14 protein-coding genes and 1 pseudogene are annotated in these 15521 nt (G+C 61.7%); 4 read left to right on the top strand and 11 right to left on the bottom strand.

All coding sequences use genetic code 11. The features are described 5' to 3' along the window. Positions 1-95: 95 nt before the first annotated feature. The 3 genes from B0G76_RS05685 to B0G76_RS05675 all read right to left on the bottom strand — a co-directional run bounded on the left by B0G76_RS05685 (position 96) and on the right by B0G76_RS05675 (position 4025). A complete protein-coding gene (locus B0G76_RS05685; protein WP_120290774.1) occupies positions 96-1466 on the bottom strand; it encodes a gluconate:H+ symporter in 1371 nt (456 codons plus the stop codon). An 81-nt stretch (positions 1467-1547) separates the two neighbouring features. Then, positions 1548-2663: a porin gene (locus B0G76_RS05680; protein WP_183082195.1), complete on the bottom strand. Its 1116-nt coding sequence runs from the start codon at positions 2661-2663 to the stop codon at positions 1548-1550. Positions 2664-2822: 159 nt separating this feature from the next. Then, entirely contained in the window at positions 2823-4025 is a 1203-nt protein-coding gene (locus tag B0G76_RS05675) for an aminotransferase class V-fold PLP-dependent enzyme (protein ID WP_120290770.1), read from the bottom strand. A 119-nt stretch (positions 4026-4144) separates the two neighbouring features. Here B0G76_RS05675 and B0G76_RS05670 point away from each other — a divergent pair, with 119 nt between their 5' ends. From B0G76_RS05670 to B0G76_RS05655, 4 genes are all read left to right on the top strand, one after another. Beyond that, positions 4145-5029: an IclR family transcriptional regulator gene (locus tag B0G76_RS05670; protein WP_120290768.1), complete on the top strand. Its 885-nt coding sequence runs from the start codon at positions 4145-4147 to the stop codon at positions 5027-5029. 114 nt (positions 5030-5143) lie between these two features. Then, entirely contained in the window at positions 5144-5605 is a 462-nt protein-coding gene (locus B0G76_RS05665) for a RidA family protein (RefSeq protein WP_120290766.1), read from the top strand. A gap of 137 nt (positions 5606-5742) precedes the next feature. Further along, on the top strand, positions 5743-6084 hold the full coding sequence (locus B0G76_RS05660; RefSeq protein WP_120290764.1) for a hypothetical protein: 342 nt from the start codon (positions 5743-5745) through the stop codon (positions 6082-6084). Between the two features lie 81 nt (positions 6085-6165). Beyond that, the gene (locus tag B0G76_RS05655; protein WP_120290762.1) at positions 6166-8277 is read left to right on the top strand and encodes a phosphocholine-specific phospholipase C; all 2112 of its coding nucleotides are present in this window, start codon (positions 6166-6168) and stop codon (positions 8275-8277) included. 107 nt (positions 8278-8384) lie between these two features. Here B0G76_RS05655 and B0G76_RS05650 read toward each other — a convergent pair whose 3' ends face one another. From B0G76_RS05650 to B0G76_RS05615, 8 genes and pseudogenes are all read right to left on the bottom strand, one after another. Continuing rightward, positions 8385-9674: an MSMEG_0569 family flavin-dependent oxidoreductase gene (locus tag B0G76_RS05650; RefSeq protein WP_120290760.1), complete on the bottom strand. Its 1290-nt coding sequence runs from the start codon at positions 9672-9674 to the stop codon at positions 8385-8387. 27 nt (positions 9675-9701) lie between these two features. Next, positions 9702-9986, bottom strand: a complete 285-nt coding sequence (locus B0G76_RS05645; RefSeq protein ID WP_120290758.1) for an MSMEG_0570 family nitrogen starvation response protein — start codon at positions 9984-9986, stop codon at positions 9702-9704. Between the two features lie 17 nt (positions 9987-10003). Next, positions 10004-11179: an MSMEG_0565 family glycosyltransferase gene (locus B0G76_RS05640; protein ID WP_120290756.1), complete on the bottom strand. Its 1176-nt coding sequence runs from the start codon at positions 11177-11179 to the stop codon at positions 10004-10006. Beyond that, positions 11176-12162, bottom strand: coding sequence for a sll0787 family AIR synthase-like protein (locus tag B0G76_RS05635; RefSeq protein WP_120290754.1), 987 nt, complete (start codon positions 12160-12162; stop codon positions 11176-11178). The genes B0G76_RS05640 and B0G76_RS05635 overlap by 4 nt, the downstream gene beginning before the upstream one ends. Further along, positions 12159-12758 (bottom strand): MSMEG_0567/Sll0786 family nitrogen starvation N-acetyltransferase, encoded by a 600-nt coding sequence (locus B0G76_RS05630; protein WP_120290752.1) that lies wholly within the window; start codon positions 12756-12758, stop codon positions 12159-12161. Before B0G76_RS05630 ends, B0G76_RS05635 begins: the two co-directional genes overlap by 4 nt. 2 nt (positions 12759-12760) lie before the next feature. Beyond that, on the bottom strand, positions 12761-13831 hold the full coding sequence (locus B0G76_RS05625) for an MSMEG_0568 family radical SAM protein (protein WP_120290750.1): 1071 nt from the start codon (positions 13829-13831) through the stop codon (positions 12761-12763). Then, a pseudogene (locus B0G76_RS05620) lies at positions 13824-14859 on the bottom strand (Nit6803 family nitrilase). Before B0G76_RS05620 ends, B0G76_RS05625 begins: the two are co-directional and overlap by 8 nt. A gap of 19 nt (positions 14860-14878) precedes the next feature. Then, positions 14879-15361, bottom strand: a complete 483-nt coding sequence (locus tag B0G76_RS05615; protein ID WP_120290748.1) for an MSMEG_0572/Sll0783 family nitrogen starvation response protein — start codon at positions 15359-15361, stop codon at positions 14879-14881. Positions 15362-15521 lie beyond the last annotated feature (160 nt).

The following is a 15521-nucleotide window of genomic DNA, read 5'->3' as shown; positions in this document are numbered from 1 at the left end:
TATAGCCGGAGGATCGCGGCGATAGTCGCGCGAATACCTGCGCAATGCAAAATCGCGGCGCGTCCTCAAGACACGCCGCGACAAAACTTCCCCGCTCAAATCACGGTCGAAAGCCCCAACGTCAACACCAGCGCAGTCACCGAAATAATCGTTTCGCAAACGGTCCACGTCTTGAAGGTTTGCGGCACCGTCATACCGAAGTACTCCTTCACCAGCCAGAAGCCGCCGTCGTTCACATGCGACAGAATGAGCGAACCCGCGCCGGTGGCCAGCACCAGCAATTCGGGCCGCACTCCGCCCACCGTGCCTACTGCCGCTGCGGCGATCGGCGCAATGATGCCGGCCGCCGTCGCCATCGCTACCGTTGCCGAACCGGTCGCCACGCGAATCAACGCCGCCACCAGCCACGCGAGAATCAGCAGAGGCACGTGCGCGCCCGTCGCGACATCCACGATCGCCTTCGACGCACCGCTATCGATCAGAATGCGCCCGAAGCCCGCGCCCGCTCCCACCACCAGCGTGATACTCGCCGTCGGTGCAAGACACTCGTTGGTGAACTTGAGGATCTGCTCGCGGTTAAAGCCGCGCGATTTGCCGAACGTGTAGAAGCTCAACAGCACGGCCAGCAACAACGCCATGTCCGGGTGCCCGATCAGACGCAGTGCATTGTTCAGCGACGATTTGGCCGGCACGATCGCATCGGCCCAACTGCCGACCAGCATCAACAGTACCGGCAACAGCACCGTCAGCAACGTGATCCCGAAGCCCGGCAGTTCCTTGTGCGCACGCTGTGCGTCCTGTTCGATGAACTGCTGCGCCATCGGATTGACGCCGTCGAGCACGACAAAGCGAGCGATCAGCTTTGAGAACAACGGACCGGCAACGGCCGCCGTCGGAATACCCACGATCAGCGCGTAGAAAATCGTGTGGCCGATATCCGCGTTGTATGCAGTGACCGCGAGCAACGCCGCCGGGTGCGGCGGAATCAGACCGTGCACGACGGACAAACCCGCCACCATCGGAATGCCGACACGAATCATCGACGTTCCGGTCCGCTGGGCGACGTTGAAGGCGATTGGAATCAGCAGCACGAAACCGACTTCAAAAAACACTGGCAAGCCGACGAGAAACGCAATGCACATCATCGCCCAATGCACGTTCTTCGGCCCGAACAGGCTGATCAACGTACGCGCGATACGTTCGGCGCCGCCCGACTCGGCCATCATCTTGCCGAGCATCGTACCGAGCCCCACCACGATGGCAATGTGGCCAAGCGTGCCGCCCACGCCGGTTTCGAACGACTTGAGAATCGACGTCGCCGGCATGCCGACGGCCAGCGCCAATGCCACCGACACCATCATCAATGTGATAAACGGATTCGTCTTGAAGCGCGCAATCAGCACGACCAGCGCGATGATGGCGATCAATGCATAAACGAGTAACAGACTTCCTTGAACGGTCGCCATAGGTGCTCCTGAAGAGAAAGATCCGCGCCGCAGTTTTTCGTTAGGCGAAATGTTGTATGAGCGGCGGCGCGGGCGGCGTACTTAGAACTTGTGGCGGATACCGGCAACGGTCACGAACTGGCCGTTGTTGCTCGACGGATTCGAAATCCCCTCGACCCATGCGTGCGAACCGGATGCATGTTGATAGATGCCGTTCAGGTAGAGGTCGGTTGTCTTCGACAGGAAGTACTCGCCGCCCAGGCTCAATTGGTTGTAATGCGCATTGGTGGCCGTGGTGCCGCTGGCGTTCTGCGTCGTGTAGATGTAGCCGAGCGCAAGCAGCGTGGCCGGCGTGAGCTGATACTTCACGCTCGCTTCATAGTTCGCAAAGTGCAGGCTGCCGCCGCTGAGCAACTGGAATTGCGAGTTCGTGTACAGCAGCAGGAGGGTTGCCGGGCCGAACACGTACGAACCGCCCGCGCCCCACACCTGGTTGCGCTTCACGCCGCTGATAATCGATGAACTGGTGCTGTAGTAGTTGTCCGACGGCGCGGCGCCCGTGGTGTTGGTCGCCGGCTGATTGACCAGCGAGTAGGCCGCGTCCAGGTGCAGCGGGCCGTTCACGTAATCGGCGCCGACGCTCCACGCGCGGTTGTTGGCAAAATCGCCCGCGGTGTTCGAGAATGCGTACATCGCGTTCGCGGTAAACCCTGCATACGTCGGTGTGGTGTATTTGACGGCGTTATCGGTGCGGTACGTGTTGTTGATATCGTCGTTGTCGTAAATCGCGTTGCCGTACTGGCTCATGGCACCAATGCCATTGATCTGCATGTTCGACAGATAGTCCTGCACGCTGTTGTACTGACGGCCGAGGGTGATCGTGCCCGCCTTGTTGTTGGAGAGCGCAACCCAGGCGCTGCGGCCGAACATGCGGCCGCCCTGGCCGGCTGCGCCACTTTCCAGGCTGAAGCCGTTCTCGAGCTTGAACATGACCTTGTTGCCGCCGCCCAGATCTTCGGTGCCGAGCAGGCCCCAGCGCGAACCCTGCACATTGCCCTGCGTCGCCTGATACGCCTTCTCACCCTTCTGGTTATTGGTGAAGGTAAAACCGGCATCTACAATGCCGTATAGCGTCACACTGCTTTGCGCGTGGGCGGCCTGCGCGGCGAGTCCGGCGGCAGCGAATGCGATGGCCGTACGAAGAATCTGCTTGTGCATCATGGTTTCCTCAAGTGGAGAGAGACAAACGCCGGTTACACGGTGATGTTCCGGCGATATAAGTAGTGCTAAACAGGCAAGTCAAAGTGGCACCGGAATGGAGTCCGGTGCTACGGTCAAACAACGGTTATCGATGAATCGATATGAAGCGGGCGAAAATCAGTCAGGCCAGTTCCGGCGCGCAGCAATGCGGCGCGCGTCACGCCGGTAGAACGGTGTGACGACGGGTTCGGGCGACTGCTGCGCGCGCTCGAGTTCGGCAGTGAGCCGTGCCAGTACAATCTCTTCTTCGCCCGGATGCAGATTGCAGGGATCGAGGAAAAAGAAATGCAGTTCCGCCTCATGATCGCGCACGATCACGGGCGCCTCGCCTTCGGGCGGTCGCGCTAGCGCGTCGGCGAGATCCCACGCCGTGATGCGAGCCTGCCTGGGATCGATATGCAGTTTCAGACGGTCAAGCGGATTGCCAGTCGGGTCGGCGTCGATCTCCGCCCAGACGCCCTCGCAACGATTCAGAGTTTCGCGCCAAAGCGTGAGGTAGCTGCGTTCGCGGGCGCGAACCGCGACATGGTCGCGTTGCTGCCATTGTTCGAGCGCGGCGATCGCGCCCATCACGCCTTCCTTGCCGACTTTCATGCCGCGCCCGATGCCGCTATTCTGGAAATACGCGGCACGTACCAGCGCTTTCTTACCCGCGACAATGCCGGCAGTCAGCCCACCGAGAAATTTGTGCGCCGAGTAGAGCGCTATATCGGCGCCCGCTTCGATATAGCGTTTGAGGTCATATTCGGATGCCGCGTCGACAATCACGGGCACGCCTTTCGCGTGCGCAAGCGCAATGAATTCTTCGAGCGGGATCATGCCGAACTGCACCGTATGATGCGAAACCACATAAAGCGCGGCAGCGGTGCGTTCTGTGATGGCGGTATTCAGCTGGTAGCCATGCGCTTCAGTCGCCGCGCCCACCGGCACAACACGCGCGCCGGACAGACGGATCGCCTGGTCCACCGGTGCGCCATAATTGACGAGGTGACCGGTTTGAATCACGACTTCGTGGCGCTCTATGGTGGAGGTGTCGGGCAGCCGTTCGATCAGGCCGAGGTCGTCGCCCGTCATGGCGGCGGCGATGGTCAGCGTGATCGCGGCCGAGCACGACGCGGTGATATACCCGGCTTCGCTGCCGCACGCGTTTGCAATCGCCGCCGAGGCACGGCGTTGCAAATCGTCGATCTCGACGAATTGCGGCAGCACTTGCGCCACCGCGTCGATCACCGGCGCGCTAACGATGGACGCGCCGAGGCCCGTCATCGTGCCCGTTGCGTTGATGACAGGGCGTAAGCCAAAGCGAGAGCGAATGTCCATGAAGCGCCTCCAACCCGGTATTTCTTAATTATGGAATATATGTTGTAATTACGGATCAGTCTAGCATACAATCACCCAGCGTCAACTGGACAAAAAACATCTCGCGTCAGAGGAGTACGATGGCTCGCACGTCCCGACCTTCCGCGTCCGAAGCGTCTGCAACAGCACCCGCCGCAACACCCGCCGGCGCCGAAATCGAGGCTGGAAGCCCGGAGGAAAGCGCCACGCCGCGCACGCGCACCAGCGCGCTCGATCGCGCCGTGCAGATTCTCGATGCGCTTCAGCAAGCGAATCGCCCCGCCACAGCGTATGAAGTCGCGCGCATGGTCGGCGCGCCGCTCTCCACCGTCTATTCGATCATCAACGATCTGGTCGAGAAGAACCTGCTGGCACGGCGCGTCGACGGCACGATCTGGCTCGGCTCGCGTCTGTATGGTTACGGCTTGACGTATGCGAGCTCGCTCGACTACCTCGCGGTCGCTCATGAGGAAATGCAGCGGCTCTCGGCGGAAGTCGAAGAGACCGTGCAGGTCTGCGGACTCGAAGACGGCATGATGGTCGTGCAGCAAATGGCTGAAGGCCCCGGCCATTTCCGTGTGACGTCGCGAGTAGGCAGCCGTGTGCCGCTCAACTGGACCGCGTCCGGCCGTTTGCTTGTCGGACACTTGCCCGATGCCGAACGGGTCGCGTTCTTCGCGCAGCACGCGCAAAGCTCGCCGACCGGTCGCGCGGAAACCCGCCCGCAAGTCCTCGCCCAAATCGCCCGCGAAGCGTTGGAAGCGCGGCTATCGATTCAGATCGGTGAATCGGATGCGTCCGTGGCGTGTCTCGCGGCGCCCGTGCTCGACAACACCGGCGCGTGCGTCTTCACGATTTCGATCGTAATGCCCGAGGCGAAGGCCGTGCTCGGCACCGAGCGTTTCGCGCAAGCCGTGCAGACGGTGGCCGCCCGCATCGAAGCGCGTCTCGGCTGGCGGCGTCGCGAACAGGAGCCGGCGGCGTAAGGCTGTTTTAAGCCCCAATGCCCCAAGCTCAACGTCCGAAGCACGAAGCCTGAAGTCCTACCCCGGCGCGCAACGCTAACTCTATATAGAACGCTCACCATCACTTCCCCATCGATGAACTGCTACGACCGGCTGCACTCGCGCGGCCTCAAGCTCCCGCAAGTGCCGACGCCGATCGGCAATTTCATGCACTGCACGCGCGAGGGGAATCTGCTGTTTCTGTCCGGCCAGGGTCCGCTCGACGAAACCGGTTCGCTGATGACCGGCAAGGTCGGCGCTACCGTCAGTGCGGACGAAGCGTACCGGCACGCACAAATGGTCGGACTGAATCTGCTAGCCGTGCTGCATAACGAGCTGGGCGATCTGCGGCGCGTGAAGCGCGTGGTCAAGCTGCTGGGCATGGTCAACGCGGCGCCTGATTTCACCGACCATCCGCGCGTAATCAACGGCTGCTCGGATCTTTTCGTCGATGTATTCGGCGATGCCGGTCGCCATTCGCGCTCGGCGGTCGGCGTGGGCTCCCTGCCGGGCAATATCACGGTCGAGATCGAGGCGATCGTCGCAATTCAGGATTGACGGCCGCTCAATTCTCAACAAATACCCAAATTTCCACATCTTCACAAAAGTTACACAGGTCAGCGACTATTCTTGCGCATCGCTGACCTGGGCACGCGGATGCCCTGGCGCATCTTCCCCGTGCCGGAGACATTGCCATGTCTGTTGTGTCGAAGCCGTCCATTGCCTTCTGTCGCAAACGTTTGGCGGGCGCACTGACCGCCGTGTCTCTCTGCATGCTGCTCGGCGCTTGCGGCAACGACGACCGAGCACCGGACACGAGCACCACGAGTTCTATCGACGGCGCCGGCGATAACGGCGGCGCTTCACCGGTCCTGTCAGCGAATCCGTGGTCCGCCTCACCTGCCGCATCTGCTGCATCTGCCTTACCCGCACTCTCGATTCAAACCCCAGCACTGCCCGCATCAAGCGCCGACGCGGCATTGTCCGCCGCCGCGTCGACGCCGCTCGCCACACCTGTCATTCATACCGTTGACTAAGTTTCGCGCCCCATGCGACGCGCGGCTCACGCTCGCGCGCCGCATGGTTCGTTCATCTTATGAAGATCGAAAGCCAATACCATGACTTCAAAAAATCGCCGTGATTTTCTGCGCTCCGCCGCTCACGCAGCCGGTTCCGCCACCGCATTGAGCATGCTGCCGCTGGGCATTCGCAACGCGCTCGCGATTCCCGCCAACAACAAGACCGGCACGATCCGCGACGTCGAGCATATCGTCGTGCTGATGCAGGAAAACCGCTCGTTCGACCACTACTTCGGCACGCTCAAGGGCGTACGCGGTTTCGGCGACACGCGCGCGATCAACCTGCCCAACGGCAAGCCGGTGTGGTACCAGCCGCTCGTCGCGGATGTCGGCTATGTGTTGCCGTTCCGCCCCACCGCGCCGAACCTCGGCCTGCAATTCCTGCAAGACCTCGCGCACGACTGGACCAGCACGCACGCAGCATGGAACGGCGGCCGCTACGATCAATGGGTGCCCGCCAAGGGCACCACGACGATGGCCTACCTCACGCGCGAAGACATTCCGTTCCACTATCAACTGGCCGACGCCTTCACGATCTGCGACGCGTATCACTGCTCGCTGATGGGCCCGACCGACCCGAACCGCTACTACATGTGGAGCGGCTGGGTCGGCAACGACGGCAACGGCGGCGGCCCGGTGATCGACAACTCGGAGCTCGGCTACGGCTGGTCCACCTATCCGGAAGTGCTGCAGAACGCAGGCATCACCTGGAAGATCTATCAGGACATGGGCACGGGCCTCAACGCAAGCGGCTCGTGGGGCTGGACGCAGAATCCGTACATCGGCAACTACGGCGACAACTCGCTGCTCTACTTCAACCAGTACCGCAACGCGCAACCGGGCAATCCGCTGTACGACAACGCCCGCACCGGCACGAACGCGGCCAATGGCGACGGCTACTTCGACATCCTCAAGCGCGACGTGCAAAACAACGCCCTGCCGCAAGTCTCGTGGATCGTCGCGCCGGAAGCGTATTCCGAGCACCCGAACTGGCCGTCCAACTACGGTGCGTGGTACATCGATCAGGTCTTGCAGATTCTCACCTCGAATCCCGAGGTGTGGAGCAAGACCGTACTGCTGATCAACTACGACGAGAACGACGGCTTCTTCGATCACATGGCGCCCCCGTTCGCCCCCGCCTCGAGCGCGAATGGCTTGTCGACCGTCGACACCAGCAATGAAAACTATCCTGGCAATGGCAACACGCCGGCGGGTCCGTATGGACTCGGGCCGCGCGTGCCGATGCTGGTGGTGTCGCCGTGGTCGAAAGGCGGCTACGTGTGCTCGGAACTGTTCGACCATACGTCGGTGATCCGCTTTATCGAAAAGCGCTTCGGCCAGCAGCACAATCTCGGCGAATCGAACATTACGCCGTGGCGCCGTGCGGTGTGCGGCGATCTGATGTCGGCGTTCAACTTCAACACGCCGAACGATGCGTTCCCGTCGCTGCCGAGCACGAGCGGTTATGTGCCGCCCGATCAAAACCGTCATCCTGACTATGTCCCACTGCCGCCGCTCCTGCAAGCCGTACCGAAGCAGGAGCCCGGCGTGCGCCCGGCTCGCGCGCTGCCGTATGAGCTGTTCGTACGCGTGCATGGCGAAGGTTCGGCTAACAAGCTGACGATGCGCTTCGTCAATTCGGGCAAAACAGGCGCTGTGTTTCTCGTCTATGCAGCGAATGGTCTCGCTGCACCGCTGACCTATACCGTCGAAGCCGGCAAGCGGCTGCAGGACCAGTTGCCGCTGAATATCGACGGTACGTACGATTACACGGTCTACGGTCCGAACGGTTTTCTGCGCCGCTTCGTGGGCAGGCCGGTGGCGAGAAGCTGGTGGCACGGCGCCGAGATCGCGCGGCCGGAAGTCGCCGAAGGCTACGACGTCGCGAACGGCAATCTGCAATTGCGGCTGGAAAATGTGGGCAACGCCCATTGCCAGTTCACCATCGTCAATGCGTATGACGCGAGCAACGTAGTCAAGCATTCGGTGCGCGGCGGCGATACCGAACAGTTGTACCTCGATCTGCGCAACGCCTACGGCTGGTACGACCTGGCGATTACCGTCGACACAGATCCGTCGTTCGCGCGACGCTTTGCAGGACACGTGGAAACCGGCAAGAGCAGCATGAGCGATCCGGCACTGGGGAGCTAAGGTTCAATTCGGTTTCGATTCGGTCCGTACGAAATGAGGCGGCCGCTGCAATAAAAGGCAGCGGCCGTTTTTTCATGCATTCGCATCGCAGCGCATAAGCCGTAGTCTCAAGCCGCCACAGCCGCCCTGACCGACTCACGCTCTCGCGTTTTCTCTCGAATCGCCTGTACGACGAACTCCGCATCGCGCGCGACGCCCGAGAAGCGCCCTGATCCCCACGTATGCAGCCACGGCAGGCCGACGAAATACAGACCGTCGATCGGTGTAATGCCGCGGGTATGCGCCGGATAACCGCGACCGTTGAAGACCGGCGCGTCGAGCCAGCTAAAGTCCGGCGTAAACCCGATACACCAGATAATTGCCGAAATGCCGCTCTTGTGGAGATTGAGCGTCGTACGTTCTTCGGCCGGCCGCCAGACGGGTTCGTAGACCTCACCCGCCGGCGCATCGATGCCATGCTTTTCAATGAAACCGTCGATGCTCGCGTTGATCCGGTTATACGTATCGTCCGCGGCGTCGAGATTAGCGGCGAGTGTCGGCGCGAAATGGAATTGCCCGTCGCGTAGACCGTCGAGCCGGCCGTACAGGTCCATGCCTTCGGCGGCGAACTTGCGCAGGTCGATGTCGCGGCCGCCGTCGCGGCCGGTCACGTAGTGATTGGTGTTGTCGCGCACACCTTCGCGCAACGGATGCTTTTCGACCGGCATGTCGTAGTACTGCATGTCGGCGAGCCAATCGACCACGTCGCGCCCCCGATGGAAACGCGCGCAGCGCGGCGCCTCACCGACTGCGAGCACCACCTTGCGCCCGGCCAGATGCAAGTCCTCCGCGATCTGCGCGCCGGATTGCCCCGTGCCGACCACCATGACCGCGCCTTCGGGCAAGGCGTGGGGATTCCGGTACGCCGACGATTGCAACTGCACGATGCTTGCTGGCAAGCGCTCGGCGAGACGCGGCACGATCGGCGTGTGATAGCCACCCGAGGCGACCACGACCTGATCCGCGGTGAATTCGCCTTGCGTGGTCGCGATCGTATAGACGCCATCGTCGCGCTGCTTCACGCATTTGACTTCCGCGTGTTCGATCACCGGTGCTTCGACGTGCGCGATGAAGCCGTCGAGATAGTCGATGATTTCGTGCTTCTTCATGAACCCGTGCGGATCGTCGCCCAGGTAGGGGTAACCGGGCAACGCACACTGCCAGTTCGGCGTCACGAGACAGAACGCGTCCCAGCGTTGCTGGCGCCACGTATGCGTCACCGTGTTCTTTTCCACAACCAGATGGTCGATGCCGGCCTGCTTGAGGTAATAGCTGACCGACAGGCCCGCCTGCCCACCGCCGATGACGAGCACGCTGTAATGCCCATCGGCGCGCCCATGATGGATTGAATTCGACATGATGCGTCCTCTGCAAAAAATAAGCGCCTAGCTGAATTCGATAACCTTGACGGTTGCCTCGGGCCGATCGCGAAAACGCTCGGCTTCGCGTTCGATCTGCGCGAGCTGGTCCATCGCCGCCGAGCAGGCAAAGCCGTACTTCTCGCGCACGCGCTCCGAAGCGATACCTAACGCCTGTCGCGAACGTTCGACGAAATCGTCCAGCGCATAAGCGTCGCCAGGCGTGAAGAAATCGGCGATGACGAGCGACGGCGAATAACAGTTCGCTTCATCGCCATCGGGCCACTGAATCCGAAAATGCATAACAGGCATGGCAAATCCTCAATCGATCAATGAATAGCTAACGCGCGCGTTGCAAGCAATTGGCGGTACACATCGACGTGACGCCGTGCGCTTGCCGCCCAGCTAAAGCGTGCGAGTAACGCAGGCACTGCCCCGTCGAAATCAATACGGCTACCGTTGCCGCTGAGAGCGTGTAGCAAGGCCGTCGCTATCGACCCGACATCGGCCGGATTTGCCCAGTAACAGGTGGTGTCGTCGAGGTATCCGGTGAACGGTGCGATTGCCGAGACAACCACCCGCGTGCCGCTGGCAAGCGCCTCCAGCACCACCAGGCCGAAGCCCTCCCGCAACGACACCATCGACAACACGTCCGCGCTGCGAAAGAGCGCGGGCATTGCAGCGTCTTCGAGCGGCCCGGTCACGACCACGCTTTCGTCCGGACCAATCGACAACCCCAACTCCGCCGCTCGCTTAAGCATGCCGCGCGCGTAGGCGTCGTGGTCGAGCAGGCTGGCACCGCCGGCAATCACAAGTTGCGCGCCCGGCAACGTGCGCAGCACCAACGCGAACGCTTCTAGCAGGGCGAGTGTGTTCTTGCGCGCTTCGATACCGCCCACTGAAAGTACGAGCGGGCCACCAGCAATGCCCAAGCGCAGTCTGATATGCGCGTCGTGTGCATCCTCATCAGGCGTAAAGCGCGCGATGTCGACGCCGTTCGGCACGGTCACCGCGGCAATGCCGAAAGTCGAATGCATCTCGCGTGTCCACGTATCGCTCACGCACAGCACTTGCTCCGCATCCTCGTACGCCCGCCGCTGCCATGCGGCGAGACGTGGATCGTCGAAATGATCAAGGTGATGAACGGTACGCATGAAACCGCGAATGAGCCCTTGCGCTCTCAGCTCGGCGAGTGCGTTGCCGCTGATACTGTCCTGCGCGTGCAGCACATCGAACGACCACGCGTCGTGTTCCATCAACGTCTGCCTGAATGCGTCAATCCTCGCCTCCACCATCGCTACCGTGCCGGACTGGGACAGCGTGATTGGCGCATAGACCACGCGGCACGACGGCAGGCGAAACAACGTGTCACCCGGCACGGCCGGCGCAAAGACAGTCACGTCATGACCGAGCGCAGTCAACGCGGTCGCCAGTTCAAGCGTGTGCACTACGCCGCCACGCGGATTGACCGAATGCGTCAGTAACGCGATGCGCAGCGCGTTCATTGGGGACCGTCCTTCGCGACCATGAACGGCTCCCGGTTGAAATCCCACAACACAGCGACCTCATCGTGTTGACGCAAAACCACCTCGCACGTCGCGTCGACCGAACCGATCACGGCGCAAGCGAGCGAACGCGAATCGAACTGCGCCTGGACGGCGTCCACCTTCTCTTCCCTCACTGATAACAGATAGCCGAAGCTCGGAAATGCGGTGACCCAACGCGACAAGGGAACGTCTGCAGGCTTCGGGATGCATTCGAGATCAATCCGTGCGCCCACCCGCGAGCACTCGAGCAACATCAACGCCGTGCCGAGTGTGCCGGCCATGCTGATGTCCTTCGCCGCGTCACATAGGCCACTTTCCGCTAGCCGCGCAAGCAGTTCGAGATCCGCTCTCAAACGTTCATGCGGCGCCCCCACCGACGCGTTCCAGAATGGATAGGGTTCCTCGAAGTGGCCGCGCAAATCGACGGCCATCATCAAGCAGTCACCGGGCTTCGCATTGAAACTCGACAGCAGCGCTTTCGCGCGTCCCACAATCGACACCGCAAGTTGCGCCGTATCGCTGCGCGTATTGGTATGACCGCCGACTATTGGCACACCGTAAGCGACGGAGGCCGCCGCCATGCCGGCAAGCACGTCGTCGGCCGCATCGATGCCTCGACTCCATAGCGCATCGACCACCGCCAGCGGCCGCCCGCCCATCGCGTAGATATCGCTGATGTTGACCATTACGCTGCTGTAGCCGGCGAACCACGGCATTGCGCTCACGAAATCACTGACGATGCCCTCGATGGCGAACAGCAGGTAAGCATCGCCATCGGCGATGGCCGCGCAGTCGTCACCCAGTGCGACGGCCTGCGCGAGACCCTGCGTGCCGCCAGGCAGATGGCGTGCGAGTGAGCCGACCACATCGACGATATCCGTCTTGTGCCGAAACCCGCGACTCTCGCGCAGGCCGGCGACGAGATCGGCCACGCTCCTCATGCCGCGCTCCGTGCGGAAGCCGCACTGTGCGCTTGCGTATGAGTCACGAAGCCGCTATACGGCGTCACACACGGGGGGTACCAGTCCAGTTGCGCCTGCATCAGATGATGCGGCCGGCCCAACAAGGTTTCCTCTGCAAGCACGTCCCAATGCATCGCGCAAAAGAGCGGCACATTCTGGCTTTGCACATGGGCGAGAAAGGTCTCGCAGCCGAGCGCATGGGCACTGCTCACGGCGAGACGAATCAGCGTCGCACCGATTTTTCCGTGACGGCGAAACGCGGCGTGCACGGCCAGGCGCGAACCGAACCACACGCTGCCCTTGTCGCGATGAATCCGCACCGTGCCGACCACCTGCTCCGGCATGCCGGCAACACAACTCACCGCCACCAGTTGCTGTGCGTGCAGGTCGGTATCGTCCCGATCGTCGCTGACAATAATGCCCTGCTCGATGCAGAACACCGCGCGTCGCAGCTTGTACGCTTCGTCGGCTTCCCAATCCAGCGTCGTCCACTTGATGCGGAATTCGCTCGGCACATAGGGCGCGAAAACCGATTCGCCGTCAAGCGCCTCGCCTGCAATCGCTTCACCGAACATGATCACTCCTCGTACGACGACAACGACGAACACGCGCCGCATTTGCCGCAACCGGCCTTGATATCGCTCGATCGCATGGCCGCGGTGTTGAGCATGCTGCCAAGCGGTTGCAGAACCGACTTCATAAACTCGGGCGTGGGTGCGGGATGATCTTCGAGCGGTGTGCCGCTAATCGGTACGAACGGCACAACGAACGGATAGACACCGAGTTCGATCAACTCGCGCGACATGGCCAGAATCGCCTCCGCGCTATCGCCAAGACCGGCAAGGATGTACGTGCTGACCTGGCCGCGTCCGAACACGGCCACCGCGGCCTTGAACGCTTCCATGTAGCGCGCCAGCGGCACGCTCGCTTTTCCCGGCATGATGCGTTCGCGCAATGCGGGCGTCACCACTTCGAGATGCATGCCGAGCGTATCGATGCCACTCGCTTTCATGCGCGCGAACCAGCGATCGTCGTCGGGTGGCTCGCATTGCGCCTGGATCGGCAGATCGACCGCCGCTTTGATCGCGAACGCGCTTTCGCACAGGATCTGCGCGCCGCGATCGGACGTGGGCGGCGTGCCGGTGGTCAGCACCATATGCTTGACGCCGTCGAGCAATACGGCTGCGCGTGCCACTTCGGCCAATTGCTCCGGCGTCTTGCGTGCAATCGTGCGACCTGCCGCGAGCGATTGCCCAATCGCGCAGAACTTGCAACTCTTGCGGCGGCTCTCATAGCGGATGCAGGTTTGCAGCACCGTCGTGGCCAGCACGTCCGCACTATGCAGCGCGGCAATGTGCGAGTAAGGCACGCCGTCGAGCGTCTGCATGCCGTAAAAGCGTGGCGCTTTGGGAAAGCTGATATTGGCAATCGGAATCGTGCCGCGCAGCAAGGCGCTCGAGCCATTTACGTCCGGCGTCTCTGCGACGAACGGCGAGCGCCAGGCGGTGCTCGTATGCACCGGCACCATGATCGTCACGCCGTTCACCGTCACCGCTTTGTGGTCCGAGGGTCCCGCGCCGCCACGCCGGCTCGCGGCGCCCGCATCCGGCGACACGAGCCGCAAACCGGCCGACTGCAATTCAGTCATCAATTGCCGGCTCGCTGCCGACAGTGTCTCGCTGGAGTTCATCGCGCCATCCCTCGTTTGAATTAAAGCCGGTGTTCGAAACACTGGACCAGACCGGCATCGGCGCGACGGTTTCCGCCGGCCGCCGGTTTGATCGCAAGACTCAGCAATTCCGGCCGCGCGTAGTGGCCGACTGAATCCATCATGCGTTTGCGCTTGGTGATCAAGGCCATGTCGAGATCGGCAATCACCATGCCTTCGCCCTCGCGTAGCGGCTGTGCCAGATGCTGTCCTTCCGGCGACACGATCGCGGTGTTGCAGCCGCCGCGCAACGCCTTCTGCAAATTCGTATCGGGTGTGACCGATGCAATCTGCGCTTCAGTCAGCCAGCCGGTTGCATTAACCACGAAGCAGCCCGACTCCAATGCGTGATGCCGGATCGTCACCTCGATCTGGTCGGCGAAGATCGGGCCCACCAGCGAGCCGGGAAACTGGCTGCAATGAATCTCTTCGTGCTGCGTCATCAAGGCATAGCGCGCGAGCGGGTTGTAATGCTCCCAGCAGGCGAGCGCGCCGACGCGCGCCACCGCCGTTTGCGCGACTTTCAAGCCGGCCGCGTCGCCCTGCCCCCAGATCATCCGTTCATGAAACGTCGGCGTGATCTTGCGGCGCTTGAGCACCAGTTGGCCGTCCACGTCGAAGATCAACTGCGTGTTGTAGAGGCTGCCGTGATCGCGCTCATTGACGCCGAGCACCACCACCATCCGATGCAAACGCGCCCGCTCGGCCATCGCCTGCGTCACCGGGCCCGGTACGATCACGGCTTCCTCGTAAAGCTTCATGTGATCGGCGCCGGACGCAACTGGCGGACGCACGAAAGAAAAGTACGGGTAGTACGGCACGAAGGTCTCAGGGAACACGATCAGTTGCACGCCTTCGTGCGCCGCCTGCTCGATGGCCTCGCATACCTTCCCGAGGGTGCCGCCGCTGCGTTCGAAGTCCGGTGCAATCTGGACCGCGGCGGCACGCACGATGCGTTTGTCGGACATAGTGGTCACCCGCCTCTCGTCAAACCGTCCACGTGTGGATGATCAGTGCGTTGTCCTTGCGATGAAGCAGCTGAATATCCAGCACGTCGAGCGGACTGATCGGGCGGATGCCTTCGATCAGCGAAGCCTCGCCGTGCCCATACAAAGCTTGCAGCGCGAAGCGGCAGGCGTACACCTTGCCGCCCTCTTCCATGAACTTCATCAGTTGCTTGTTGAAGTTCAGGTGGCCAGGGAATGCTTCGTCGCCAAGCGTTGGAAAGCCGCGTTGCAGACCGAGCGTGACACCCGGCCCGTAAAGCAGCACCGACGTCTCGAAGCCCTTGCGTTGCAAACGCGTGGCCTGCAACAGATTGACGAAGCCGATCGACCCCTCGAACGCGACCGTATGGAACGTGACGAGTGCCTTCTCGCCAGTTTCGGCCTTCACATCTTCGAAGACTTTCTCTTCGTAGTCGACAAGGTAATCGCCTTTCTGATGCAGCGGTTTGTTGACGGCTGGCATGACACTCTCCGATCAGGTTTGCTAAGTAAAAGATGGCGCGTTCAATCCGTGCGCGCTTCTCTTAATGCAACGGCCGTGCCATTGATCGGTCACGCAAATGCGATCAATCAGCAATCAATTCCGCCTCGATTCGACATGCGACGCGAAAAATTTTTTGGCG

This window comes from Paraburkholderia sp. BL23I1N1, assembly GCF_003610295.1.
GTDB lineage: Bacteria > Pseudomonadota > Gammaproteobacteria > Burkholderiales > Burkholderiaceae > Paraburkholderia.
The sequence above is the reverse complement of the archived record's forward strand: the minus strand, read 5'-3'. Positions and strand labels throughout refer to the sequence as shown.